Below are 26,359 nucleotides of genomic sequence, written 5' to 3'. Positions count from 1 at the left end.
GCTTATTTTTAAATGTCAAAAACACCTAAACCGTTGATTAAGGCACTAAAAATAGGATTTTAAACACTATATATCTATAATAATGGTCAAAATAAAATTTGGAACAGATGGCTGGAGAGCCATTATAGCCGATGATTTTACGGTTGAGAATGTAAAACGTGTAGCTTATGCTACTGCACTTTGGTTAAAAGAAAACTTTGATAACCCTTCAGCAGTTGTGGGCTGTGACCCACGTTTTGCAGGTCCATTATTTGCAGATGCTACCACACGGGTGCTTGCTTCACAAGGTGTTAAGGTTTTTCGCGCGTCAAATACGTTTGTATCAACGCCAATGATTTCTTTGGGTGCTGTTCGTTTAAAAACATCAGCGGGCATTATTATCACAGCCAGCCACAATCCGCCATCGTACAACGGTTACAAAATTAAAGCAAGCTATGGTGGCCCCGCTACTCCTGAAGATATCGAGAAAGTAGAAGCTGTTATTCCTGATACGCTTTCGCTTGACCTTAAATCGATTGAGGATTATAAAAACGACGGTCTGGTTGAATATACTGACCTTGAGGAAATGTACATTGCCCACGTAGAAGCTAATTTTGACCTGGAAGCCATCCGTAACCATCATAAAGCATGGGCTTACGATGCGATGTTTGGCGCAGGCCAAAACGTAATGCAGCGTTTGTTCCCGGATATTACGCATTTACATTGCGATCATAACCCAGGTTTTGAAGGGCAGGCGCCAGAGCCTATTCAGCGTAACCTGCAACAGTTTGAAGACGTGATCAAAATGTCGGAAGGCGAAATTGCCTGTGGTTTAGTTACCGATGGTGATGCCGACCGTATTGGTTTATATGATGAGAATGGCAACTTTGTCGACTCGCACCACATCCTTTTATTGCTTATCCATTATATGTATAAAGTAAAAGGTCAGCGCGGCGAGGTTTATTCAACCTTCTCTTGTACCAGCAAAATACAGAAGCTATGTAACCATTACGACCTGAATAACACCGTTACAAAAATCGGTTTCAAATATATCTGCGACCTGATTGTTAACAGCGGCAAACCATTTATGGTGGGTGGCGAAGAATCAGGTGGCATTGCAGTTGAAGGCCATATTCCTGAGCGTGATGGTATCTGGATCGGTTTAATTATCTGGGAGTTTATGGCTAAAACAGGCCGTAGTTTAACAGATTTGATCCAGGAGATCTATGATATCACCGGCAAATTTGCTGTTGAGCGTTACGACTTACACGTAACTGAAGAATTAAAGCAACAAATTATTGCTAACAGCAAATCAGACAAATACGAATCATTTGGTTCTTACAAAATAGTTAAGAAAGAAGACCTTGATGGCTTTAAGTTCTTCTTTGAAGATGGCTCTTGGGTAATGATCCGCCCATCAGGTACTGAACCGGTGTTACGCGTTTATTCAGAAGCACCAGACTCAGCAGCATCATTTGCTATACTTGATGCAACAAAAGCTGTTTTGTTAGGATAATATCCTGAGCTGTTTCAGCAAACCATAAATAATAAAGGCTTACCGAATTGGTAAGCCTTTATTATTATAAGATTTTAGTTGAGAAAAGCTTTTTCAATAGCTCAATAAGTTATTAGCATTTGCTATGCTCCCCTATCTCGTGCCCAAGGTGCATAATTTGTTCTTCATCAAGCAATAATGCCGCATGATGGTGCGGCTCGTAAATCCATACATTGTGTTCGTTGCAAAAAATGCAGCCGCAAAAATCATTGTTATAATATAGATCATAAGTGCTGGTTTCATTTTCACGCTGTTTTACGCTAATAACCAGCGGATGATCTTTCATCGGGATTGCTACTTCAAAGGTGTTCATACGGTAATAACTGTATTTATAAAGCTTGGTTTCTGAAAATGTATTAAAGGCGTAATTTAGCTCAATCTTTTTACAATAGCCTGCGTCATGAAACAATATTTTACCCAACTGCTCCAATATGATTACGAGACAAATCTTACCATGCTTAATCTTATTGCATCGTCCGACAGCCCGGCTGAGGCAGTCAGGTTAATGTCTCACCTGTTGGGTGCCCAGCAGGTTTGGTTAGGCCGTTGTCAGCAAGACCCCAATGTACCCGGAGGTGCAATATGGCCATCAGACTGGCAGCTTGATTATCTTTTCGAGCTTAACAAAACTAATCATCAAGCCTGGCTGGAATTTATAAACGGACAAGAAGATTTTGATCAGATTGTTAGCTACAAAAATTCCAAAGGCGACGCCTTTGCTGATAAGCTAAGTGATATACTGGCTCATCTCATCAATCATGGTACGCATCATCGCGCACAGATTGGTCAGGAACTAAAGATGGCTGGTGTTGAGAATTTACCTTCAACAGACCTGATATTTTATATCCGCAGTAAACAAAAATGATTTTTTACAGATGCTTAGGAAGTGCTTATGTATTAACTTTGGCGCATACTAATCAAACCGTATATGAAAAAAATGATGTTAGCCGCAGTTTCATGCCTGGCACTCGCCGCATGTAATGATGATAAAGGCCAGGAAAAAAAAGTAATGGACGATATTTTAAAAACCCATGAAAAAGTAATGGCTGATGAAGATCATGCGGTTGATAATAAAATGTTCATAGACAGCCTGATCAAAAACAATAAATTAGGCGATACCTCTGGCAAAACACAACTGAGCACTTTAAGCACCCAACTGGAAACAGCCGATAACGATATGAGTAACTGGATGCAAAAGTTTGATCCGGATTATAAAGGCAAATCGCATGCTGATGTAATGCATTACCTTACCAAACAGCGCAGCCAGATCAATAAGATAGATTCGCAGCTTACTGACGCAATCAAACAATCAGACAAAGCACTGGCTAAATACAAAAAATAATGAAGAAGATATTTTATGGCTTAATGGCTGTGCTTGCGCTTAGTGCCTGTAAGTTTAATGATACTGCTAAACAGAAACTACCCATATTAGGTAACCGCGAGGCTGTAACTAAAGTGGTGAATGGTAAAAGTGTTACGGATACCGTGTATCAAACTATACCTAAGTTTGCGTTTATTGATCAGTATGGGGATAGCGTAACCAATAAATCCCTTGATGGTAACATCTATGTAGCCGATTTCTTTTTTGCAAGCTGCCCTAACATTTGCCCGGTAATGCACCGCAACATGATTAAGGTTTACAACACATTTAAAGATCTTGGCGATTTTAAAATTGTTTCTTATACCATTGACCCTAAGCATGATAGTGTTGCTGTTTTAAAGCAGTATGCCCAAAAACTTGGCGTTAACGATAAACGCTGGTTGTTTTTACAAGGCAAAAAAGAGGAAACTTATAAACTGGCAAAAGGCTACATGGTTGAAGCCCGCGAATCTGTACATGACGGTTATTTTATCCTGGTAGACAAGCAAAAACGCATACGCGGCTCTTATTTAGGCACCGACGAAAAGGAAGTTGATAAAATGATTGCAGACATTAAGGTTTTACAGGCAGAGCCGGAACAAACCATTGCGCAATGAAGCCTATAATCATTGTTTTACTGTTTGCCCTTGTTGGTATAATGGCAGTATCTTGTGAAAGCGACGGCGATATCGAATTTAAACGCTACTATACCGCAGGTTCATTAGTTTACCAGGAGCACTGTCAAAACTGTCACGGTAAAAATGGTGAAGGACTATCATCGCTAATGCCACCATTAACCGATTCTGTCTATCTGAAAAAGAACAGCAGACAATTGAGTTGTATCATTCAAAACGGATCAAATACCTTGTTGCTTGTTGGCGGTAAGCCATACAATAACCAAATGCCGCCGGCCAACCTTGCTCCTATTGAAATTGCGCAGGTGCTCACCTTCATTAAAAATTCGTTTGGAAATAAACAGGGATTGGTTAACGTGAATATGGTTAACGCAGATTTAAAAGACTGTAAGTAGAACCGGGTATATGATCTCTCACTAAACTCTTCTAAGCTAAATTTTATAAGACAATGTCATGCTGAGGCTCTCGAAGCACAACAATTAAATATATCAAGAACTCCATGTTATACTGAGATTCTCGAAGTACAACATGGAGTAATATAAATTCTGATTAATTTTCTGCAGCTACCAATTCAGCTTCTGCATGCTGCTGACCAGGACGGCCATTTTTAAACGCTTTGCGTGGCGTTAAACCCAATAACTCAAACATGGCCATATCAGTATCGAACGAGGGGTTTGGTGTGGTCAATAATTTCTCGCCTGCAAATAGCGAGTTAGCGCCTGCCATAAAGCATAAAGCTTGTTCAACGGTAGTCATTTCTGTACGGCCCGCTGAAAGGCGCACAACTGTTTTAGGCATAATGATACGGGTTGTAGCAATCATGCGTACCATATCCCAAACAGAAACGCGTGGCTGCTCGGCAAGCGGTGTACCCTCTACAGGTACCAGTGCATTAATTGGCACAGATTCCGGATGCTGAGGAAGGCTTGATAAAGTTTTCAGCATAGAGATACGGTCTTCAACTGTTTCGCCTAAACCAATAATACCACCGCTGCAAACGCTGATCTTCGCCTTGCGCACGTGCTCTAAAGTCTGCAAACGATCGTCATAAGTACGTGTAGTGATGATACGTTTATAATCGTCTTCAGAGGTATCAAGGTTATGGTTGTAAGCATATAAACCAGCATCTGCCAATTTCTGTGCCTGCGATTCGGTTAACATACCCAGTGTACAACAAACCTCCATACCCAATCCGTTGACTGCGGTCACCATTTCCAGCACTTTATCAAAGTCGCGGTTATCGCGTACTTCGCGCCATGCAGCACCCATGCACAAACGTGATGCGCCGCCTGCCTTTGCTTTTTCGGCAGCAGCAATTACTTCCTCTTTAGGTAATATAGCATGTACATTAACACCTGTTTGATAACGGGCTGCCTGAGGGCAATATGCACAGTCTTCAGGGCAACCACCGGTTTTAACAGAGATCAGCGAGCTGATTTGCACTTCGCTGTAATCTTTGTTTTCGCGGTGAATAGTTGCTGCACGATAAATTAAATCAAGCAGTGGTGTATGATAAATTTCTGAAATTTCTTCTTTGGTCCAGTTATGTCTTACTTCAGTCATAGTCGTGATCAATTACGGGTTCAAATTTATAATAAAAGCTTGGTTGCAAGCCATAGTGGCAGCAAAAACCCTATACAATCTGTAAATGTGGTAATAATTATAGAAGATGCAACGGCCGGATCAATACCTAAACGCTTTAATAATAGCGGAATAGATGCGCCGGTTAGGCCAGCTACAATCAGGTTGCCTGTCATGGCTAAAAACAATACCAAGCCAAGCATGGGGTTAGCATCATACCATAGCGCTACCAGGAATACAATAACGCCATTACAGGCACCATTAATCATCCCTACTAAAAATTCTTTAACAACGGTTTTATAAGCCTGCTGGTCGGTAAGATCGCTCAACGAAATACGCCTTACTGTTACCGCCAAAGCCTGCGTAGCCGCATTACCGCCCATACCGGCGATGATAGTCATGTAGGCAGAAATAATGGATAGTTTGGCAACGGTTCCATCAAAATGCCTGATCACAGATGCAGCCAGAAATGCTGTGGCCAGGTTGATCACCAGCCAGGGTAAGCGGCTTCTAATGGCATCCTGCCAGCTACCGCTCAGTTCCTCATCTTCAGATACCCCCGAGATTTTTAATATATCCTCGGTGTTCTCCTCTTCCATTACGTCAAGGATATCATCTACGGTAATGCGGCCCAACAGGGTCATGTGGTCGTCTACTACGGGTATGCTGGTAATGTTGTACTGCGATATTAATTTGGCAACTTCTTCCTGGTCAATATCAGCCTTTACATACACAAAATCGGTTTTCAGAATATCGCTTACCATCGCTCCTGTTCGCGACTTTATCAGGTCTTTTAATGAAATGATACCTTGCAGAATGTTGTCATCGTCAACGGCGTAAATGGTATAAAATTCTTCCATTTCTTCCGAAAGACGGATCACTTCATCTAAGGCATCCTTTTTATTCAGCCTGACATTTACCTTCAGCACATCAGGGTTCATCAAACCACCCGCAGTATCCTCATCATAGTTCATGAGGGCGCGGATGTTTGATGCATCTTCGTGGTCTATATCCTTAAGGACCTCGTGCTGTTCGTGTTCCTCTAATTGGGAGATAATATCCGTTGCATCATCATAGTCCAGATCTTCGATAATCTCCGAACGTTTTTCAGGATGAAGGTCGATAAGTAATTGCCCCGGATGGTTCTCCTCATCCATTTCTGAAAGCACATCAGATGCTACTTCGGTAGGCAGGATGTTGATAATCTTTTTGCGCTCTTCCGGCTCTAACTTTTCAAACAAGATGGCAATCTCAGAAGCATGATATTCTTCCAGAAGCTTTTGAAGATCAGCATCATTGCTTTCAAGGGCTGCTTTAAGCTTCAGTATGTCTGATTTATCAAGTTCAAAAGATTGCATATGCGCCGAAAATACGCATTAACTAAGGGATAGTCAACAAAAAAGGGTGACTAAATCACCCCTCGTTGTCATAAATTTCTTTTACTTATTAAGCAACTTTTTGCAACTTATAAGAAGTATTATCATGATTGATCACCAGCTCATCTGGCCCCATAGATTCAATCATAATTTTGCGCTCGCCTAAGCGGTCGTAGTTATGGATCAGCAAATACAAACTGTCTTCGTTTTTTACCATACGGAAAGGAGAAACGATAGTGCCGGCCAGGCGCGATTCTTTAAAGAAAGAAATCTTTAGTAAGTGTTTGACAAAGTCAAACTCGAATCTTCTCTCATTTTCGAGATAGATTCCGATTGGTAAGGAATTCATAGGATTTCAAAAGGTTATGATGTTTTTTCAACAACTAATATAGTGATATGTTTTGAATTTCCTATATGAACAAAATTTAAATTTTGAATTTAATTACTGTAAAGGTAGGTTAATTTAAGTTTGGCTATTTTTAAGAAATTTTGCTCTGCTTGTGGTACCTGTATTTTGCGGATGCTTAGCTTTATGCTGCAGTTTAACTCAAAGTTTTGTTCAAGTATTTTCAGATCCTTGTCTTTGATGATCTTCATTACATCGTTCATTTGCAGATAATCAAAATCTAACTGATAAATATCATTAAAGGTCTTTTCGATGATCCTGGCCTTATTTAAGGCATCTTCTGTTGCGGTTTTATAAGCGGTAATCAATCCTGGAATGCCAAGCAGTGTACCGCCAAAATACCGTACTACAACCACCATGATATTAGTGACACGTTTAGAAAGAATGGTATTCAGTATCGGCCTGCCTGCTGAGCCTGCAGGCTCGCCATCATCATTAAAACGCTGTGCCGATTGATCTGTGCCTAATTTGATAGCCCAGCAATGGTGCCTTGCAGTCGGATGATCGGCTTTTAGCTGGGCAATGATCGGTTTAATCTGCGTTTCGCTGGTAACCGGGTAGGCATAAGCCAGAAACTTACTGTTACTGGCGCGGTAGATTCCCTCGGCAGGGTTTTCTATCGTTAAGTAGGTGTCGTCGAAAAGCATTATTTGGTAGCGTGTGCGATAATGATTACTGCAATAATAGCCAGCACTATACCAATGCGGTTTAGCCAGCTTGTTTTCTCTTTAAATACAATGGTGCCAATGAGTGTTCCTAATGCAATAACCCCAATGTTCATGGCTGAAAACACTAATGAAGGACTGCGCGACATTGACCTGTGCGCCAATAAATAAAAAAGGATGTTACCGAAATTGGCTACACCAAGTATCCAGCCGAAAAAGATGTGCAGCCATAAGAATTTGGCTTTTTTAGTTGCCACAAGGTAAACTAGGCCAAGGAATGACAGCACAAACGATAACACATAAACTATAAACAGAGACGTTGTATACGAAACCTCTTTTACCTGTGCTAATTGTTTAAACATCACATCAACCAGTCCAAATCCCAAGAAAACAATTAAGGGGTATATCCAGGTTGCTTTAGAAATACGGTTATCCCTGTACCTGTCTTTAGGCTTGATCAAAAGCATCACGATGGCGATTAAGCCAATTGCAATACCGATGATCTTGTAAGGCGTAAACTGCTCGCCGAAGATTAAGAAGGCTGATAAAAGCGGGACAAGCAATGATAGTCGTTGCGCTGTATCTGTACGAACAATGCCTGTAAATCTTACCGATGCTGCTATTACAACAAACAAGGCTGGTAACAATACTCCCAACACCGCATAGCTATATACAGGCGCAGCAGCAAGGTTGCCGAACTGTGGTTTTAAAAATAATGCCGTTAAAATTATAGCGATCGAATAATTCCAGGTGATGGCCTGAAAAACATCTATACTATAGCGACGTGCTAATTTTAATAAGATGGAAACAATTACACTACAGCAAACGCTGAGAAATATATAGATCATTTGTGGGCAGGGTTAAGTAAAATTTCGAGCATGTCCTCTCCTATTGTTTCTTTTTGTAATAATTCACCTTTAATGAGTGGCGACCGGATGCCGTTGCCAAGATTTACATTTCCGGTAAAAATACGGGCCTCATCCCATAATCGCGCCTCAATAAAACTATTTAATGTAGCAGCGCCGCCTTCTATAATTACCGATTGTATATCCTGCAAATAAAGCTGGAATAAAATATAATGCGGTACAAACCGGTCGAAATCTTCTAAAGCTATGTATTTAATATTGTCGTCAAAGTCGGTTTTTACTTCGTTAAAAATGATCGTCTCAACCGATTGATCAAAAACATGTAGAGAACGGTCAAGCTCCAGGCGGCGGTCTATCACGATACGCTTAGGTGATTTGCCATGCCATAAACGAACATTAAGTTGCGGGTTGTCTATAGCAACTGTGTTTTTCCCGATGAGTATGGCATCTTCCTCACTTCTCCATTTATGAACCAACTGTTTTGATTGCGGGCCTGTGATCCAAAACTGAGTGTTATTATCGGGAGCAAAGAATCCATCGAAAGTTTTCGCCCATTTTAAAATGATGTAAGGCCGCTGATGCTTTACCCTTGTAAAAAAACGCCTGTTTAAAAAGCGGCATTCGTTTTCCAGCACACCTGTCAGCACTTTTATGCCTGCTGCTTCAAGCTTTTCAATGCCTTTACCATTTACCTGATCAAACGGGTCGCGGCAACCTACCACAACTTGCGGTATCTGGTGCTTAATAATCAGATCGGCACATGGGGGCGTTTTACCATAGTGAGCGCAAGGCTCAAGCGATACATAAATTGTGGACTGCTTTAACAGGTCTGTAGCATCCGGATGTTTTGCAAATACATCATTTACAGCATTCACTTCGGCATGTGGGCCGCCATATTTCTGATGGTAACCTTCGCCAATTATGTTGCCATTATGTACCACAACAGCGCCTACCATGGGGTTAGGGTTTACGTTGCCGGCGCCAAGCAAAGCAAGGTCGAGGCAGCGTTGCATGTATTTTTCATGTTGAAGCATCGCAACAAAAGTAGCTTTTATGTTTATTTGTTGTATGAAAACCGTTAATGATGCTTTTGAGCTTTTTAAGCCTGTGCTGGATAAGATTTACAGTAGTGAAGAAACAGAAGCAATTACGCTGCTGGTATTAAATGATATAACAGGTTACAACAAGGCTAAAATTAAGGCATTTCCAGAGACGACACTTAAGGAAAATGAAATTGAAAAACTCCAAGTAGTACTTGAACGCCTGGCCACCGGTGAACCTGTACAATACATTTTAGGTCATACAAATTTTTATGGCTTAGATTTTAAAGTAAACGCTTCGGTATTGATACCAAGGCCGGAAACCGAAGAACTGGTGCAATGGATCATCGAAACAACCGGCGACAAACGAGCTAACATTATTGACATTGGTACCGGCAGCGGTTGTATCCCGGTTACATTAAAGCACAATTTGCCCCAAAGTAAACTGTGCGCAATTGATATTTCGGAAGCGGCTTTAGCAACTGCGCGTGATAATGCCTTATTGAATGATACAGAGGTTGAATTTTTACTTGCAGATATTTTAAAGCACAATGAGTTACATTTTGCAGAAAAATTTGATGTTGTTGTGAGTAACCCGCCCTATGTTACCGAGACAGACAAGCTACAGATGCATAATAATGTTACCGGCTTTGAACCGCATACTGCATTGTTTGTACCAGAGCAAGATCCGCTGATTTTTTATAATGTCATTGCCGATTTTGCGTTGCAGCATATTAAACCTAATGGCCAGCTTTTCTTTGAAATTAATGAAAGCTATGGTAAGGAAATGATAGATCTGCTTACTAATAAAGGATTCACTGATATTGAGTTACGAAAAGACATGAGCGGCAGGGATAGGATGATAAGGGGAACCAGATAGCCTAATAAAATAATATGTCTTGTCATTCTGTCCAAAGGACTCCTTTGGAGAACGAAGTGTAGAATCTACTTTAAGTGATCAAAAAAGAAGCTTCGATGTTCAGCATGCTTATAAATATCACAGCTTTACGGTCATGCCGAACTTGTTTCGGCATCCCATAAGTAAGAAAATTATACCCTGAGAGATCCTGAAACAAGTTCTCTAAAGGAGTTCTTGGGCAGGATGACAAATTTTATATCTTTAAAATTACTAACTAACTCCTCGGGTGATACTGAATAATAGTGCTTTTCAGGTAGTCTCTGTCAAGGTGGGTATATATTTCTGTAGTGGTAATGCTTTCGTGCCCCAGCATTTCCTGTACTGCGCGCAGGTCTGCGCCCCCCTCTACCAAGTGTGTGGCAAACGAATGCCTGAACGTATGTGGACTGATCTTTTTCTTTAGGCCAATGCTTTCAGCCAACTGCTTAATCATCATAAAAATGAATACACGTGTAAGGTGCGCGCCACGGCGATTGAGAAATACGTAATCCTCCTCTCCTTTTTTTGCCGGTACATGCACCCTTACTTCTTCCAGCCAAATCTTTAACGCTTTTATGGCAGGTCCGCCAATAGGCACCAGTCGCTCTTTATCCCCTTTACCGGTTACTTTTACAAATTCTATATCCAGGTAAAGGTTCGACAGTTTCAACTCAGTGAGTTCTGACACGCGTAGACCGCAACTGTACAATACTTCTATAATGGCTTTATTTCGTGCACCATCTGGCCTCGAAAGGTCAATGGCTGCAATAATCTTATCAATATCTTCCTTGGTTAAAGTATCTGGCAGTTTGCGGCGGATCTTTGGCGACTCCAATAATTCTGAAGGGTCATTTTTAATCTCATCCTCTAACAATAAGTATTTATAAAATGACTTTATACCAGATAGTATCCTTGCTTGCGATGACGGGATCATGCCAAGTTCACTTACCCAGGTTAAAAAGGATCTTAAATCGGTTAAAGTTATTTTCTCAGGATTGAGGGAATTCAACTGGGCGAACTGGTATAGTTTGTCAATGTCCCTGCTGTAGGCTGCAACAGAGTTTGGCGACATTGATTTCTCGAGTTTCAAATAATTTTTAAATCCTTTTATTGCCTGTTGCCACTCCACGTTATTTTTATCCCGATTTTATTTTAAGTTTGGTTGATGAAGATACAAATTATAAACGGCCCAAATTTAAACCTGCTTGGCGTTAGAGAGAAATCTATTTACGGCGACAGTAGTTTTGAAAGTTATCTTGAAAAAATAAAAGCGCAGTACAGTGATGTTCAAATCGATTATTTTCAAAGTAACAAAGAGGGCGAACTGATTGATAAACTGCATGAAATTGGGTTTAGTTATGATGGTATCATTTTAAATTCTGGGGCTTATACGCATACTTCTATTGCTATTGGCGATGCTATTGCTGCCATTAACACGCCGGTTATCGAGGTGCATATTTCTAATGTACATAAGCGCGAGGCGTTCAGGCATCACTCTATGCTGGCTGCAAATTGTGTCGGGGTGATAGCCGGATTCGGGCTTAATTCGTATAGGCTTGCTATGGAATATTTTGTAAGCCAATAATTTTAAAACGCTTTTGCTGTTTATGTGTTAACGTTGCTAACTTCTAATTATGCTTAAGCTATTTAAATATATTCTGATACTTATCACGGTATTATCTGTATCGATAAGCTTTGCACAAACAAAGCGCAGAAAGCATAGCGCCAGTGATTCGGTGAGAGAAAGTATTCTGCGGCGCGATTCCATGATGCGTACCCTTAAACGCTCGGATACATCGCTTAATACGCTGCTGCAAAAAGTTGAGTATTACAGTAACTCGTTTAACCAGATCAGCGTTGACCTTAGCAAAGGCTTTGATACGACAGAAATAAGTCAGGCTTTACCAAAATACAGAAAACGGGTAAAGCTGATCGACTCTTTAATCACTAAGGATAAATCAAATACACTCAGATACTTATATGCTATACGGGATATCCTTACCCGTACAGAAGATGATTTGGAAGACTGGCAGGATAAACTGGCAGATTTTAACAGCAAATTAGTTCAGATACATGGCGACCTGGATCAGATCAAAAAAGATTCTACGTTCCATACCATTCCTGCAGATACCTCTTTACAACGCACAGCAAATGAACCCATTAAGGCAGTATTGAGCAAACACCGAATGCTGGATTCGCTTAATAAAAACTATCTGCTAAAGATAGGTTTAATGCAAAACCGGCTTGCTGATATTTATATTGATGTGCTTGATCAAAAAGACAGGCTGAACAACAAAATAAGGAATTTCAGCGAACGGGCCTTATCGGATGAATATGATTATATCTGGGAAATGACTTCGGGTGGTACCGAGACCTTTAAATCAGCCGTTGCCGATACCTGGAACATGAACAGTAAACTGTTAAAGTTCTCTCTTAACAGAAACTCATTTCTTCATGTCATCGGCATATTCTTATTTATCCTTTTGCTGGTGTGGATCTACGGAAGCCGGGCCAAATTATTCAGAGTTAAAACAGATCCAAAAGAAACTATCGGTCAAACTACTTATGTGGCGCTATATCCGCTGTTATCTGTTCTGATCATCGTTTCAACCATACAGCCATTCTTTTATGATCATCCACCTGCGGTATTTTTAGAATTTATATTCCTTATAAATATTGTCTCAGTACTGCTGCTGGTACGCAAAAACTTTCCGGTGCTCTATTTCAGGTATCTGCATATCCTTTTCTGGATAACGGTTCTGTACAGTATCAGTAACTTATTTGTAAAAGCTTCAAATGCTGACCGTGTAAGTTTATTGATATTATCGGTTGCAGCAGCAGTAGTTACAAACAGGTTTATAAAGCAAAACAAAAAATTAGATGATGCGCCGCCTTATAGCCGGCCAATATTAAAGATTTACCTGGTTTTGCAGGTGGTCGCCATCATATGTAATATAACTGGCAGATTCAGTTTATCTAAAATTATAGCAGTTACCTCCACATTTAATTTATGGCTGGCGGTAAGTTTGTTCCTGTTTGTGCAAATATTAATGCAGGGCTTGTTTCTGCAAATGGAAGCCAACAAAGGCGACACCGGCATCAGCTCTTATCTGGATTACAAATTGCTGCAAAGCAAAATCCGGAATTTGTTATACATTGCTGCTGTTGTGCTATGGGTCATCACGCTTGCACAAAACCTAAGTGTGGAAGATTACATGTTTGATACACTGGGCGACTTCCTGCAGCAATCGCGCAAGGTTGGCGGTACGCTATTCACGTTTGGCAGCATCCTGATCTTCATTATCGTAATATGGTTGTCTATCCTGATATCGCGTATCATCAGTTATTTTTATGATTATGTAAATGAGCACCGCACTGTACCGCAACGCAAAAACCGTACGTCCATGTTGCTGATACGCCTTTCCATATTCGCGATTGGCTTCTTTGTCGCTGTATCGGCATCAGGCTTTCCCTTAGATAAGATCACTATCATTTTATCTGCATTTGGTGTTGGTATTGGCTTTGGTTTGCAAAACATTGTAAATAACCTGGTTTCGGGTTTGATACTGGCCTTTGAAAAACCGGTTGAGGTTGGCGATATCATTGAGGTGTCGGGTAAGTCCGGAACGATTAAAGAAATAGGTATCCGTTCAAGTAAGATAGCTATTGGAAACGGCGCTGAAGTGATTGTACCCAACGGCGACTTAATATCACAACACGTTACCAACTGGACTTTAAGTAACAATAACCGCCAGGTTGATCTTACTATTGGTGTGGCCTATGGAACCGATCTGGAGAAGGTGAAAAACCTATTACAAGATTTGCTTAGCAACCGTGAAGATATTATGACTGCTCCTGCCCCTGCAGTATTGGTTGATAAACTAAACGAAAGTTCGGTAGACTTTAAAGTGTATTTTTGGGCGGCCGATATTTCTATGTGGACCAAGTTAAAAAGCAGCGTTTTATCCGAGATTTATAACAAGTTTAACGAGGCTGGTATTGAATTGCCTTATCCACAGAGAGACATACATTTACATATGGACAAGGATGCTCCTATTATCATTAATAAAACAGATCCTGATCCAAATCCGTAAAGTGTTTCTTTTTCTTGATAAAGAAATCTTTTACAAGGCTGCTTTTATACATGCCTTTAAGGTTAGCTTGTTTGTTGTTTGATTTTGGGTGCTGGGTTTTACCGGATGCAAATAACTTTCTTACAAAGTTCTGATGTGCCCTGCTAATGGCCCATGCATCTTTGCGTTTACCTTCGGCAACAAAACGAAACAGGGCGAGTAAGTCCATCCATAAACGTAAGCTGATAATTGCAGCAGCTTTTGCAGCAGGCATATTCTTTTTCAGCAACAACAGGTTATTGCGGAAATTAAGATAAGTTTTAAATGGGTTCTCCTTGTCGAGCGTACCGCCCCCTACGTGGTAAACTTCAGACTCGGCGCAATACATCACTTTGTAACCCATATTCTTCAATCGCCAGCAGAGATCGATTTCTTCCATGTGGGCAAAAAACTGTTCGTCGAATCCGCCGGAAAGCTCCCAATATTTCTTTTTGATGAATAAAGCAGCTCCAGATGCCCAAAAGACCTCGCCGGATTGATTGTACTGCCCCTTGTCCTCTTCTACCTCAAAAAAGATCCTGCCCCGGCAAAACGGATAGCCAAACTTATCTATAAAGCCACCAGCAGCACCGGCATGTTCAAAATGGGTAGGTTGCGCAAAGGCTTTAATTTTTGGCGCAGCTGCGGCAATCAGGTTATCTGATTCCATTAAAGCAATTACGGGTTCGATCCAGCCAGGTTTTACCTGTATGTCGGAGTTCAGAAGGATGAAATAATCGGCATCAACCTTTTCAAGCACACGGTTATAACCACCTGTAAAGCCGTAATTATTGTCGTTTTGAATGATGGTAACGCTTGGAAAAACGCTTTTTACATACGTTACCGATTCATCTGTTGAGGCATTATCGCCTAATACAACCTCAAGGTTGGGATATGTAGATTGTAATACGCCGGGTAAAAACTGCTGAAGAAATTTAAGGCCGTTCCAGTTAAGTATTACTATAGCAACTTTAGGTTGTGTATTCATTTAAATATTTCCTTCCGGCTTAAACTTCCATCTGCGGTGCGACCATAACCAGTAAGGCGGCTCTGCTTTAATTACGTGTTCCAGGTACTTCACATGCGCTTCGGTAATGGTATGCCCTTCAGCCTGTTTAGGTTCGTTTATTAAAGGCACAAATGTACATTGATAATAGCCACGTTTCACCCTCCTGATATCACAAAATATGACAACCGAACCTGTTAGTTTGGCTATTTTCTCGATGCCCAAAAAAACTGCCGTAGGCTGATTTAAAAACTGAGTGAAGTAATGCGCTTCTTCACGCACCGGTGTTTGATCTGATACAAAAACACTGAAAGACAATTCGTTCTTATATTCCACCATTTTGCGCAGTGTGCTTTTCATAGGCACCAGCGTAGAGCCAAACCTGCCGCGTATCTTTTTAAAAAAAACTTCGGCTTCGGGGTTACTTAGCGGTTTGTAAATAATAATGCGCCTGTTGCTGGTAAGTAAGCTTAGGCTTAAAGCACCTAATTCCCAGTTGCCGTAATGCCCTACAGCCCCTACAATGCTTTTACCATCTGCAAAGTATTGTTCAATCAGTTCGGGATTAACAAGATGCATTCGGCGTTGCACTTGCTGTTGAGATATGGTGATCAGTTTTACTCCTTCAACAATAAGATCGGCCAGGTAATGAAAATATTGTTTTTCGATTTTTATCCGTTGAGCAGCAGATTTTTCAGGAAAAGAATTCGAAAGATTTTCTCTTACTACGGCCTTTCTATATCCTGTAATGTGATAAATAATCAGGTAAAGAAAATCAGCTATAAGGTACAAAAACCAGAACGGCAGCAATGATAGCAGGTATAAAAACAAAAACGCTAACCTTGAAAGCCCTTTTTTTATCATTAATTTCGAACCGAATTTAGCACAAACATAAAGTATATGATTGAAAAAGGTGCGCTGCTGCCCATGTTTTATCTTCCTCCGGTTGAGTGTTTTTCTAAAATCAACCAGTATAAGCCCGATTTATACGTTGAAAAATATGAACACTTTCCGAAACAAACCTATCGTAACCGTGCACATATATATTCGCCCGATGGGCTGCTGGCATTGGTGGTACCGGTTGTAAAAGGCTCAAAAGTACATACTGATGTAAAGGATGTAAAAATAAGCTATGACTTTAACTGGCAACGACTGCACTGGATGAGTTTACAGGCTTGCTACCGGCGTTCGGCATACTTTGAATATTATGAAGATGATTTCGCCTCTTTCTATGAAGATAAGCCTGCTTATTTGTTTGATTATAACCAGCAATTGCTGGAGTTGATCACTAAATTGTTAAAATTAAAAGTGAGCTTTAATTATACTGAAACCTATGAAGCTAAGTATCCGGAAGCGGTAGCAGATTTCAGGCATAGCATACATCCTAAAAAAGAGAGTGATTTTGAACAAAAACCATACTTTCAGGTTTTTGAAGAGCGCGAAGGTTTTTTAAAAAACCTGAGTATTGTGGACTTACTGTTTAACCAGGGTCCGCACGCTGTTAACTATTTATAATGAATAAACTGGTAAAAAGATCACGCATAAAGCACCGCCGGGCTGGCCGGGTTGGTGATACCCCTGGCATGATCCGTATCCCTGAAGACGCACTTAAGCCCCGGATTACGGTATTTTCATACAATGGGAATGAACTGGTAACGTCTTCGGGAGAAAGTATATCAGTTATTATTGAGCAGTTTGAGAAGTGCTGCGAACATACGCATTGGATAAAGATTAACGGCCTGGGCGATGCACACCTGATTGAGCAGGTAGGCGAAGTGTTAAAAATAAATGTATTGGTGCTTGAAGATATTGCCAATACGCATCAGCGACCAAAGTTTGATGATTACGAAACTTACTTTTTTGCCACCAGCCGTATCATTGAGTTTTCTGATGAAAAGCAACTGGTAAACACCCAGTTTTCTGCCATTGTAAAAGACGACCTGATCATTAGCTTTGAAGAAACCTATGATGATCGTTTTGAGATGGTCACAGAACGTTTAAAGGCCGGTAAAGGCGTTATCCGCACGGCAGGCCCTGCATACATGTGCTATGCTTTAATGGACACCATTATTGATGAATATTTTGTAGTGCTTGCAGACATTGGCGAGGCGCTTGATGATATTGAGGATTATCTTTATCAAAAAGCAGACAAAACGGTAATGTATAATGCACAGCATATCAAACGCGAATTGATTATGATGCGCCGCGTAAGTTGGCCGGAACGGGACAAGATCAATGATATGATCCGTACCGATAGCCCCCTTATAAACGCAGAAACCAAAAACTATCTGCGTGATGCCTATGACCATAGCATCCAGATCATGGATCTGATTGACAGTTATAAGGAAATCACATCCAATGTAATAGACCTGTATCTGTCAATGGTAAGTAACCGGATGAATGAGATTATGAAGGTACTCACCATCATTTCAGTCATATTTATTCCGCTTACTTTTATTGCGGGTATATACGGCATGAATTTTTCCCGCCAGGACGAACATGGACACCTGATACGCGATAATATGCCAGAGCTGTATGTGCATCATGGTTATGTTTACACCATGGCAGCTATGCTGATTATTGCAGCCATACAGGTATTTGTATTCTGGAAAAAGGGTTGGTTTAACCGGCTTTAAGTAATCCTGTTTATCTGCTCTTACTTTTGAAACTCAGGCTTTAACTGATCATGTATAGCTTTTCTGAATTTTAATACCTTCGGTACTGATACAGATTGTATGTAGGGGCTGTCGCCATGTGAGCGGTAATAACCCTGGTGATATTTTTCGGCAGGATAAAATACTTTAAAAGGTTCAACCTGTGTAACAACCTTTCCCGAATAGTACTTGCCTGCGTTTACCTTGGCAATCACTTGCTGAAGCGTTTGCTTTTCTTGTGGTGTGCGGTAAAAGGCAATAGAACGATAATCAGTACCTTCATCTGGTCCCTGGCGGTTCAGTGTTGTAGGATCATGGGCATAGAAAAAAGCCTCTGCCAGAGTTGCAAAGCTAATTTTAGTTGGATCATAGTAAACCTGCACCACCTCTGCATGTCCGGTAGTACGTGTGCAAACATCCTCATAGGTTGGGTTTTTAGTGGTGCCGCCCGCAAAACCGGCAACTACCTGGTCAACACCTTTAAGTTCAGACAATGCTTCGCTCATGCTCCAAAAACAACCGCCACCAAACGTAGCTACAGCTTCTCCTGGTTTCGGATTAGGTACGGTAGCAAAATCATGGTCATTATCTTGCTGATTGCGCGGCGCTGATCCGTTTGCACAGCTATAGGCTGTAAACAGGCAGATGATATATACAAATAGTTTTTTCATGGTTAGTATTACGTTATTAGTATAAACGTAATTTGCTAAACCACAGTTGGAACCATTTGTAAGTTTAATGCAATTTCCGCTTAAGTAATTTTAGGAATTGTAGTTGTTGTGCCCGGCTGCTGATGTCCTTTTAATGCTGCCTTTAACTGATTAAGTAATGTAGTCATGCCATTTATCTTTATTTCATAAGTGGTTGACAAAAGCATCCCTAATTTACCTGGTGGCATTCCATTTTTTTGCAACCACTCCAAATAATAAACCGGTAAGTCTGCAATTAGTGTCCCTTTGTATTTACCAAAAGGCATCTTGGTTTGCAAAACATCAATCAATACGGTATTGTCGGGCTTAGCTGGCTGCATGGCGTAAATATAAAGCTATAGATCTAAATAAATGCTTTTGAAATAGCATCTGAGCTTTTAAAATTCATGCATAGAAGAACCATTTAAGCTCATTAACAGTTAATTCATATATGTAACATGTATGTTACTTAATACGTATAAAATTCCGTGGAGAGATTAGTTATGCGCGGCCTGTTATTCTGTTTTTTATTTATCACCCTTTGTTTACCAGCACTTGCTCAAACAGAGCAACGTCTAAAATTTGTTTCGGCTATACCCAGTGAAGATACGGGACAAGATTACAGCCCCTGGTTAAACGACAATCTGGACAGCCTTGTAGAAAACGTATGGTTAAATAACTTTAAATACGTTGATGTAACGCTTAAGCTGCAATCGCACAGTAAAATCACTAAGCTTTCTTTTTATGATTACACAGGGGTTTTTATTGATAAACCCGATTCTATCTACATAGTAAACGGAAATACAAAAACTTTTGTGGGGCTTTTCACCGGCGAAACCTATATGACGTTTGTCGATCTGGTTTTGCCTTATGCGATGGAAGCCGATGCTGTGATGATCCATAAGTTCAGTAACAACATTCCTATGAAGGTATTTGCTTATGGCTATCCTGGCACACTGGTTCAAAATATCCCGCCTCCTTTAAGCACAGCTCAAAAAGATACGACTATTGTTAAAATACCTATTGAGCCTTCCAGATGGTATCAGCTAAATAATGTAAGCGATGGCTTAGGCGGTCTTTTTGATAGTATTACAAATATTAATGTCAATACAGGATGGGGTAAAATGTTTAATAACTATGATGCCTACTATCCGGTTGCAGATGGAGAGATTATTAATCTTTATAAGGTTAAGTTTTATGATGGAGAGGGCAGTTTAGGGCCTTATCCCCTTACTTTATCTGTTGTGAACAGCAAAGGCGAACGTAAGGAAATTGCTAGGTTTACAGGCAGCCGGTACAATACCTGGGTTGGCCCCTACCCGGATAAAGATGCACAGGGCGAAGACTTGTTTAAATTAGACAGCGTTATTACCGATGTAAAGTACCTGGTTTTAAATTGTTGGTATATGTTTCCGACGGAAATGGAACTTTACGGAACTTATAAGGCCGGTACAGCTCCTACTCCAGCTATAAAAAAAAACTATCCGCTTAAAAATTACTTCGGTGTAAATGCCTTTGAGTGGGATTTCGAGGATCCTAATAATCCGATGGTTATTGATGAAAACCGTATGAAAGCGGTAAAATCATTTACCCAGGTACGCCATTATATGGACTGGCAGAAACTGGAATCATCAGAGGGATCTTATACCTTTTCGCCTGTACATAGCGGCGGATGGAGTTATGATGCTATCTATCAACGCTGTAAACAGGATGGTATCGAAATCTTAGCCGATTTGAAAACACTGCCCGACTGGATGCTGGCCACTTATCCCGAAGACCAGCGTGATGCGGAGAACGTCCCTATTAAATATGGAAAAGACTTTTCTGATCCTATGTCATATATCGATCAGGCAAAAGTGGCTTATCAGTTTGCTGCACGTTATGGCAGCAACGCAGCTGTTGACAGTACTAATCTAAGTGTTAATGCTACGCCACGTTGGACAAATGACCCTGTGAACGTAGTAAAGCGTGGATTAAACCTGGTGAAATACATAGAATGCGACAACGAACGAGATAAGTGGTGGAAAGGCAGAAAAGCATATCAAACTTCTTACGAATATGCAGCTAACCTATCTGCTTTTTACGATGGTAATAAAAATACGATGGGGCCTGGCGTTGGTGTAAAGAACGCGGATCCGGATATAATGGTAGTTATGGGTGGTTTGGCAGCCGCCGACCCGCAATATGTACAGGGCATGGTCGACTGGTGTAAACAGCACCGGGGTTTTAAAGCAAATGGCGAAGTAAACCTATGCTGGGATATTATTAATTATCACCTGTATGCTAATGATGCCCAAAACTCACAGGCAGGCGGTGCCACACGGGGTGCAGCACCGGAGGTTTCTAATACAAGTCAGGTGGCAGACAAATTTGTGCAAATGGCGCATCGATACGCCGGTGATATGCCTGTTTGGGTAACTGAAGTGGGCTATGATATTAACCAGGGCAGCCCGTACAAAGCCATTGCAATAGGTGAAAAAACAGCGCTGCAAACACAAGCCGACTGGATTTTGAGATCCTCTCTGCAATATGCAAAAAGCGGCATAGCGCGTGTATTCTTTTACGAAATGTATGATGATAATGCATTAAGCCCGGTTCAGTTTGCATCATCCGGTTTAATCAACGCCAATCATACCCGTAAGCCTGCTGCAGATTATATTTATCAGGTAAATCATTTAATTGGCAACTATACTTACAGGCAAACCTTAAACAACAACCCGGTTGTAGACCGGTATGAACTAAACGGCCAGCAAGCATATGTTCTCACAGTGCCTGATGAAAAAGGGCGCACTGCTCAGTATACTTTAGATTTAGGCAATGCCGATTCAGCAAAGATCTATCACCCAAAGGCAGGTAGCGATACAATGGATGTAGAAAAAGTTAAGCTGACAGCCGGCCAGTTAACTATGACTGTTACAGAAACGCCGGCCTTTGTACTACCTGTCGGCGCTGTTAGCGACTCATTAAAGGCCATGAATTTGATGTATGATCCTAAAAAGATAATGGAAAAAACCTCACTTTCTCAACAGCTTGTACTTTATCCAAACCCAACAGTTGGTTATGTAAATGTAAGCTACAAAACTACTTCTATAGAAAGGGCTGTAGTAAAGCTTTACAGTTCTGCAAATGCTAAAATATACAGAATAATGAATGGTGAAGCCAACGGAGAGAAAGTGTCAGCAAGGATAGAACTATCAGAAATACCTGCGGGCGTTTATTTTGTTGAAGTAAATCAAGGCAATTACCGGACTGTTAAAAAGCTGGTAAAAATAAATTAGCCTTGATTTACTGCTCAACGTTGTGACAATAATTAAAATACTGTCAGCGATTTTTTATTTCGGCCAGTCGTTCTCGTGTTCGGCGTTGCCGATCTTCAAGGTACGGGCCGAGATCACAAAGCTTAATGACATTGGGGCATTGCCCACAATCGATAAGCCTTCGTTGTACTGGATGATGTAGCCTTCTGTAAACGTCAGCTCCTTCATCTTGGCGTCTTCTTCCGACTTTTTGAAGGTGATCGTTCCGTTCAACGGTTTGTACTGGTTGTTCACCATTGATTCGATCACCGAGGTATCTTCGGTTGATTCTACTTCAACCTGTATCGTACCGCCGTATACGCCTGATGAAGGGCGGCCTTTAGCGTCAACGTCCCTGCTTAGGGCATAGCTGCATTGCAGCACATCAAATTCTTTTGAGCCTATATTGATTCTTGCTTTGAAAGCCATAGTAGTAAAATTTAGAATGTAATACGATTGGGTGTGTACTTACCCCTTAATTAATTCGTGCGGCCTGGCCAGTCGTTCACATGCTCGGCATTGCCTAATTTCAGCTTGCGTGCAGAAATGGTGAACTTGTAGCTCATCGGGGTTTCGCCGGTAATGTCCAGCCCTTCTGAGTACTTCACAATGTAACCGTCTTCAAATGACAGTTCTTTCATTTTTGCATCTTCTTCTGATTTTTTGATCAGCAGTGTACCGGTAACGGGTTTGTACTGGTTGTTGACCATCGCTTCGATAATCGAAGTGTCTTCTGTTGACTCTACTTCGATGTCAATGGTGCCGCCATATACTCCTGAAGACGGGCGTCCTTTGGAGTCTACATCGCGGTTTAAGGCATACGAGCAATTCAGCACATCGTACTCTTTGCCCGAAAAATTTAATCTTGCTTTGAAAGCCATAACGATAAATTTTAAAGGTTAATATGTAATAAAGTTTTTAAGCTCAACTTTGAGCTTACTTACATTTAACTACAAACCTATCATTATATTGTTTGCCGAAATAAAAATAATTAAAGATTATTTTTAAATAACTCTTACTATCGATATAAAATCATTTAATACTATTGGTAACCACAAAGCCGAATGTTTAAGCAATCACCGGGACAGCATACCGTCCCGGTGGAATTAGATTCAGGCTTGTTCGTAGCGGTTTTTAAACTCTTGTGTAAATTGTTCCAGCTTTATTTTACCGGTTACTTTACCACCTGTTTCAAAAAAGTCTTTCATCACAATACCAGTTTTTACTCCCTGGCCAAGTTGAGTAATTAAGTCAGCTAATTCAGCAGGCATTCCGCCAGACATCATACCTTGTTTCAGCTGCTCATCCGGAATGTTGGTCCAGGTTAAATCCGGCTTGCCAATAGCCGCACCAAGCTGCTTGGCTATTTCATTACCGTTAGCAACATCGCTTACCACATATTTTATTTCAAATCCGTTTCCATTTGCTTGCAGCTCTTCGGAAATTGCAGATGACAGATCATTAGGGTGGGTTAAAGCCAACTGGTCATCACCGCTATAATTATTCCCGAACAAATTTCTGCTTTTGATAAGCGGTATATCTCTGAAAAAGTTAACAAAGAAGAAACCCGATCTCAAAACAGTAATATTTACACCCGCTAACTGGCGGAATATTTTTTCTACACGATGCACACCTCCTACTGGCCCGGTACCATGCTCGGCATCTGCACCAACACTGCTTAGCAGTACCACACGGATCACTCCGGTAGCTTTAATTGCATCAGCACATGCTTGCCCGGCAGCTGCTATATTTTGTATCATATTACCCGGTCCTAATGAAGGTGGCATCATAATATAAACTGCATTGGCACCTGTAAATGTATTGGTCAGAAACTCAACGTCAGCGATGGAACCAATTGCTGCTTTTGCGCCTAATGCTTCAATTTCACTTTTACGATCATCATTAGTACTGATAACCGTTACTTCATGTCCGGCTGCTATCAGTTTTTTTACTAATGGTTGGGCTACATTTCCTAATGAGCCTGTTGTTATAATTTTCATGGTATAATTATTTTAAGTATTGATGAATGTCAGTTCGATTACATAATATTATTGTGTTTAATTAATGGCTATTTAATCCAATGTTGGATAATCGGTATAGCCCTCTGCGCCTGGAGTATACAGGGTATTATAATCCAGCTCATTTAAGGGGGCGTTTTTTTCTATCCTCCTCATAAAATCTGGATTCGCTAAAAAGCTTCGGCCAAAGGCAACAAGGTCAACAGAACCATTCTGTAAACTTTCTTCGGCGGTTTCTGCTGTAAAGCCATTGCAGTAAATAATGGTGTTAGCAAATGTCTCGCGAATAGCCTGATGGGTTTTTTCAGGTATGCCCGGATTGTTAGAGATATGCAGGTATGCAATACCTATACGGTTCATCTCTTCGGCCAAATAAATGTACGTATTGTGTACTTCTGTCTGGTCATAAGTTGGCATACCATTAGTGGCCAGGTACGGCGAAATGCGCAAGCCCACCTTATCGGCACCTATAGCGGCTGCAATTTTTTGTGTAATTTCTAAAATTAACCGGCTACGGTTTTCAATCGATCCGCCATAATTATCGGTGCGGTTATTTACATGCGGATTTAAAGATTGCTCTAAAAGGTAACCATGTGCACCGTGCAGTTCAATACCGTCAAAACCGGCAGCTATCGCATTTTCAGCAGCTTTTACATGGTCATTAATAATTTTTTCGATACCTGCAGCATCAAGTGCTGCAGGGTCTGAATATTCAAACATTCCAGTCTCTGTATAGATCTCTCCTGTGGCTTTTACATTTGAAAGGCCAACAACCTGATAACCTTCCGGTAAGTTTGAGCTATGGGCAACCCTGCCGGTATGCATAATCTGCAGAAATATTTTTGAACCGCCTTGGTGAACGGCTTTAGTAACCAGTTTCCATCCTTCAACCTGTTCTTCGGTAAAAATTCCGGGAATGCGTGGATAACCTAAACCTTCCGGGCTTGGAGAGGTTCCTTCTGTGATGATTAGCCCTGCCCCTGTACGCTGATGGTAATAGGTAGCCATCAGGTTGTTTGGCACATTGTTAATTGCCCGGCTGCGGGTCATTGGTGCCATTACTACATGATTTTTTAGTTGTAGTGTGGCTTTGCTATAAGGCAAGAATAACTTTTTCATTTTGCAGTATGTTTTTGTTTACATAGCAAAAGTGCACGTTATCTGATGCTGATAATAGCAGGAAGGGACGTAAAATCAGTCCGATACGACAGAAGGATTAAGCTTGAGAAAATCTTTTAGGGGTAAGGCCGTAATGTTTTTCAAACAACCGGCTGAAATGGCTGAGGTTAGAGAAACCTAATTCGTAACCAGCCTCGGCAACAGAACGCCTGCCTTGTTTTAATAAAAAGGCCGCTTCTTCCATTCTTGCCCGCTGATAATAGTTATAAATGGTGTCGCCAAAAGATTGCTTAAAAAGTTGTTTTAATTTAGTTTCGCTCATGGCAGCAATTTGGGCCAGTTCATGCAAAACCGGTGGGGTGCTTAAATCGCTGATGATCTCATTTCGGATGTGAAGCAGCCTGGCAGCATCGGCATTATTAATGTTTTGATGCGGTATGTTTTCACGTGCAGATAGCTTTTTAAAAAGCAGGTAAAGTAGCTCCTGCACCTTAATCTGCATGTAAAACTGGCTAAGATCATCACTCATGTCAACTGCGTTCAGGTTTTTAAGCAGCAACTTTGCCTGCGCCGTCATGTTTTCAAAAAACAGGAATGTCTTCCCGGTTGTGGTTATGGTTTCCAGTGTGGAATTCAGTTTATTTAAAGCCAGCAGGCTTTTTAAATAGGATGGCATTATGGCGATCACCACGTAATCAATGGTATGCCCTTCGGGAAAACGTATGGTTGAGTTGAGGTCATTAGAGGTAACCTGGATGGCAGATTCGTCGCGTTCGGAAAATTGAACCTGCGCATCATTATTATAAGCTATCCCCAGCGCCTGCTCATTGCTATAAAAGAAAATGGTAATCAGCTCGTTTCCCTGGCCTGATGTATTCCGTTTGATGATAAGGTCTTCTTTTAATACATAATGGTGCATCGTAATCTTAAACTCTGCACCAAATGTTATTTTGCGAATATGTCCCTGTCCTAAATGTTCGGGAATGATCAGCAGGTTATCATTTACCGTTACCCCTATGTGCCGGGCAAAATACGTCATGAAATCAAAGTCGGGAGTCGATGTAAAGCTGAAGATCATAAGTTACAGGTAGCTCATAAAAATAA

General features: G+C 40.9%; 28 protein-coding genes. 11 read left to right on the top strand and 17 right to left on the bottom strand.

Annotated elements, in window-relative coordinates:
- The first annotated feature begins 82 nt into the window (after positions 1 to 82).
- Positions 83 to 1,495 carry a phosphohexomutase domain-containing protein gene (locus PQ461_RS11215; RefSeq protein ID WP_274205598.1) on the top strand — a complete coding sequence of 471 codons (1,413 nt, stop codon included), beginning with the start codon at positions 83 to 85 and terminating at the stop codon, positions 1,493 to 1,495.
- Between the two features lie 112 nt (positions 1,496 to 1,607).
- Here the strand turns inward: PQ461_RS11215 and PQ461_RS11210 are convergent, their stop codons facing one another.
- Positions 1,608 to 1,847 carry a hypothetical protein gene (locus tag PQ461_RS11210; RefSeq protein WP_274205597.1) on the bottom strand — a complete coding sequence of 80 codons (240 nt, stop codon included), beginning with the start codon at positions 1,845 to 1,847 and terminating at the stop codon, positions 1,608 to 1,610.
- A gap of 87 nt (positions 1,848 to 1,934) precedes the next feature.
- On the opposite strand from PQ461_RS11210, the gene PQ461_RS11205 reads away from it, so the two are divergent.
- The 4 genes from PQ461_RS11205 (at position 1,935) to PQ461_RS11190 (ending at position 3,924) form a co-directional block, all read left to right on the top strand.
- On the top strand, positions 1,935 to 2,399 hold the full coding sequence (locus PQ461_RS11205) for a DinB family protein (RefSeq protein WP_274205596.1): 465 nt from the start codon (positions 1,935 to 1,937) through the stop codon (positions 2,397 to 2,399).
- Positions 2,400 to 2,462: 63 nt separating this feature from the next.
- Entirely contained in the window at positions 2,463 to 2,876 is a 414-nt protein-coding gene (locus tag PQ461_RS11200) for a hypothetical protein (protein ID WP_274205595.1), read from the top strand.
- A complete protein-coding gene (locus tag PQ461_RS11195) occupies positions 2,876 to 3,511 on the top strand; it encodes an SCO family protein (protein WP_274205594.1) in 636 nt (211 codons plus the stop codon). Before PQ461_RS11200 ends, PQ461_RS11195 begins: the two co-directional genes overlap by 1 nt.
- Positions 3,508 to 3,924 (top strand): c-type cytochrome, encoded by a 417-nt coding sequence (locus PQ461_RS11190; RefSeq protein WP_274205593.1) that lies wholly within the window; start codon positions 3,508 to 3,510, stop codon positions 3,922 to 3,924. The genes PQ461_RS11195 and PQ461_RS11190 overlap by 4 nt, the downstream gene beginning before the upstream one ends.
- A 154-nt stretch (positions 3,925 to 4,078) precedes the next feature.
- On the opposite strand, the gene bioB is transcribed toward PQ461_RS11190, so the two are convergent.
- The 6 genes from bioB to ribD all read right to left on the bottom strand — a co-directional run bounded on the left by bioB (position 4,079) and on the right by ribD (position 9,457).
- Positions 4,079 to 5,092, bottom strand: a complete 1,014-nt coding sequence (gene bioB / locus PQ461_RS11185; RefSeq protein WP_274205592.1) for a biotin synthase BioB — start codon at positions 5,090 to 5,092, stop codon at positions 4,079 to 4,081.
- 26 nt (positions 5,093 to 5,118) lie between these two features.
- Positions 5,119 to 6,468: a magnesium transporter gene (gene mgtE, locus PQ461_RS11180; protein ID WP_274205591.1), complete on the bottom strand. Its 1,350-nt coding sequence runs from the start codon at positions 6,466 to 6,468 to the stop codon at positions 5,119 to 5,121.
- An 88-nt stretch (positions 6,469 to 6,556) separates the two neighbouring features.
- A complete protein-coding gene (locus PQ461_RS11175) occupies positions 6,557 to 6,835 on the bottom strand; it encodes a hypothetical protein (RefSeq protein ID WP_274205590.1) in 279 nt (92 codons plus the stop codon).
- Positions 6,836 to 6,924: 89 nt separating this feature from the next.
- Positions 6,925 to 7,539: an IMPACT family protein gene (locus PQ461_RS11170; protein WP_274205589.1), complete on the bottom strand. Its 615-nt coding sequence runs from the start codon at positions 7,537 to 7,539 to the stop codon at positions 6,925 to 6,927.
- Positions 7,539 to 8,405: an EamA family transporter gene (locus PQ461_RS11165; RefSeq protein ID WP_274205588.1), complete on the bottom strand. Its 867-nt coding sequence runs from the start codon at positions 8,403 to 8,405 to the stop codon at positions 7,539 to 7,541. Before PQ461_RS11165 ends, PQ461_RS11170 begins: the two co-directional genes overlap by 1 nt.
- Complete coding sequence (ribD, locus tag PQ461_RS11160) at positions 8,402 to 9,457, bottom strand: bifunctional diaminohydroxyphosphoribosylaminopyrimidine deaminase/5-amino-6-(5-phosphoribosylamino)uracil reductase RibD (RefSeq protein ID WP_274205587.1); 1,056 nt, start codon at positions 9,455 to 9,457, stop codon at positions 8,402 to 8,404. Before ribD ends, PQ461_RS11165 begins: the two co-directional genes overlap by 4 nt.
- 34 nt (positions 9,458 to 9,491) lie before the next feature.
- On the opposite strand from ribD, the gene prmC reads away from it, so the two are divergent.
- Positions 9,492 to 10,343 carry a peptide chain release factor N(5)-glutamine methyltransferase gene (prmC, locus tag PQ461_RS11155; protein ID WP_274205586.1) on the top strand — a complete coding sequence of 284 codons (852 nt, stop codon included), beginning with the start codon at positions 9,492 to 9,494 and terminating at the stop codon, positions 10,341 to 10,343.
- A gap of 253 nt (positions 10,344 to 10,596) precedes the next feature.
- Here the strand turns inward: prmC and xerD are convergent, their stop codons facing one another.
- A complete protein-coding gene (gene xerD, locus PQ461_RS11150; RefSeq protein WP_274205585.1) occupies positions 10,597 to 11,490 on the bottom strand; it encodes a site-specific tyrosine recombinase XerD in 894 nt (297 codons plus the stop codon).
- A 36-nt stretch (positions 11,491 to 11,526) separates the two neighbouring features.
- Between xerD and aroQ the strand changes: the two genes are divergently transcribed.
- Both aroQ and PQ461_RS11140 read left to right on the top strand, forming a co-directional pair.
- Entirely contained in the window at positions 11,527 to 11,946 is a 420-nt protein-coding gene (gene aroQ, locus PQ461_RS11145; RefSeq protein WP_274205584.1) for a type II 3-dehydroquinate dehydratase, read from the top strand.
- Positions 11,947 to 11,995: 49 nt separating this feature from the next.
- Entirely contained in the window at positions 11,996 to 14,455 is a 2,460-nt protein-coding gene (locus PQ461_RS11140) for a mechanosensitive ion channel family protein (RefSeq protein WP_274205582.1), read from the top strand.
- Here PQ461_RS11140 and PQ461_RS11135 read toward each other — a convergent pair.
- Both PQ461_RS11135 and PQ461_RS11130 read right to left on the bottom strand, forming a co-directional pair.
- Positions 14,424 to 15,461, bottom strand: a complete 1,038-nt coding sequence (locus PQ461_RS11135; RefSeq protein ID WP_274205580.1) for a glycosyltransferase family 2 protein — start codon at positions 15,459 to 15,461, stop codon at positions 14,424 to 14,426. The genes PQ461_RS11140 and PQ461_RS11135 overlap by 32 nt on opposite strands.
- A complete protein-coding gene (locus PQ461_RS11130) occupies positions 15,462 to 16,343 on the bottom strand; it encodes a lysophospholipid acyltransferase family protein (RefSeq protein ID WP_274205579.1) in 882 nt (293 codons plus the stop codon).
- 36 nt (positions 16,344 to 16,379) lie between these two features.
- Here PQ461_RS11130 and PQ461_RS11125 point away from each other — a divergent pair, with 36 nt between their 5' ends.
- Both PQ461_RS11125 and corA read left to right on the top strand, forming a co-directional pair.
- Positions 16,380 to 16,994 (top strand): WbqC family protein, encoded by a 615-nt coding sequence (locus PQ461_RS11125; RefSeq protein WP_274205578.1) that lies wholly within the window; start codon positions 16,380 to 16,382, stop codon positions 16,992 to 16,994.
- On the top strand, positions 16,994 to 18,115 hold the full coding sequence (corA, locus tag PQ461_RS11120) for a magnesium/cobalt transporter CorA (protein WP_274205577.1): 1,122 nt from the start codon (positions 16,994 to 16,996) through the stop codon (positions 18,113 to 18,115). Before PQ461_RS11125 ends, corA begins: the two co-directional genes overlap by 1 nt.
- A gap of 20 nt (positions 18,116 to 18,135) precedes the next feature.
- Here corA and msrA read toward each other — a convergent pair whose 3' ends face one another.
- Positions 18,136 to 18,804: a peptide-methionine (S)-S-oxide reductase MsrA gene (gene msrA, locus PQ461_RS11115; RefSeq protein ID WP_274205576.1), complete on the bottom strand. Its 669-nt coding sequence runs from the start codon at positions 18,802 to 18,804 to the stop codon at positions 18,136 to 18,138.
- A gap of 80 nt (positions 18,805 to 18,884) precedes the next feature.
- Complete coding sequence (locus tag PQ461_RS11110) at positions 18,885 to 19,163, bottom strand: DUF3820 family protein (RefSeq protein ID WP_274205575.1); 279 nt, start codon at positions 19,161 to 19,163, stop codon at positions 18,885 to 18,887.
- A 147-nt stretch (positions 19,164 to 19,310) separates the two neighbouring features.
- Between PQ461_RS11110 and PQ461_RS11105 the strand changes: the two genes are divergently transcribed.
- Positions 19,311 to 22,100, top strand: coding sequence for a T9SS type A sorting domain-containing protein (locus PQ461_RS11105; protein WP_274205574.1), 2,790 nt, complete (start codon positions 19,311 to 19,313; stop codon positions 22,098 to 22,100).
- 54 nt (positions 22,101 to 22,154) lie between these two features.
- Here PQ461_RS11105 and tssD (PQ461_RS11100) read toward each other — a convergent pair whose 3' ends face one another.
- The 5 genes from tssD (PQ461_RS11100) to PQ461_RS11080 all read right to left on the bottom strand — a co-directional run bounded on the left by tssD (PQ461_RS11100) (position 22,155) and on the right by PQ461_RS11080 (position 26,333).
- Positions 22,155 to 22,547: a type VI secretion system tube protein TssD gene (tssD, locus tag PQ461_RS11100; RefSeq protein WP_274205573.1), complete on the bottom strand. Its 393-nt coding sequence runs from the start codon at positions 22,545 to 22,547 to the stop codon at positions 22,155 to 22,157.
- A 50-nt stretch (positions 22,548 to 22,597) separates the two neighbouring features.
- Positions 22,598 to 22,999: a type VI secretion system tube protein TssD gene (gene tssD, locus PQ461_RS11095; protein ID WP_274205572.1), complete on the bottom strand. Its 402-nt coding sequence runs from the start codon at positions 22,997 to 22,999 to the stop codon at positions 22,598 to 22,600.
- Positions 23,000 to 23,230: 231 nt separating this feature from the next.
- Positions 23,231 to 24,118 (bottom strand): NAD(P)H-binding protein, encoded by an 888-nt coding sequence (locus tag PQ461_RS11090; RefSeq protein WP_274205571.1) that lies wholly within the window; start codon positions 24,116 to 24,118, stop codon positions 23,231 to 23,233.
- A 72-nt stretch (positions 24,119 to 24,190) separates the two neighbouring features.
- Positions 24,191 to 25,255 carry an alkene reductase gene (locus PQ461_RS11085; protein ID WP_274205570.1) on the bottom strand — a complete coding sequence of 355 codons (1,065 nt, stop codon included), beginning with the start codon at positions 25,253 to 25,255 and terminating at the stop codon, positions 24,191 to 24,193.
- 97 nt (positions 25,256 to 25,352) lie between these two features.
- Positions 25,353 to 26,333, bottom strand: a complete 981-nt coding sequence (locus PQ461_RS11080; protein ID WP_274205569.1) for a helix-turn-helix transcriptional regulator — start codon at positions 26,331 to 26,333, stop codon at positions 25,353 to 25,355.
- Between the last annotated feature and the right edge of the window lie 26 nt (positions 26,334 to 26,359).

Origin of the sequence: Mucilaginibacter sp. KACC 22063, assembly GCF_028736115.1 — a bacterium.
Classification (GTDB): Bacteria; Bacteroidota; Bacteroidia; order Sphingobacteriales; family Sphingobacteriaceae; genus Mucilaginibacter.
Note: the sequence above shows the minus strand (reverse complement) of the source record. Positions and strands in the feature narration are given on the sequence as shown.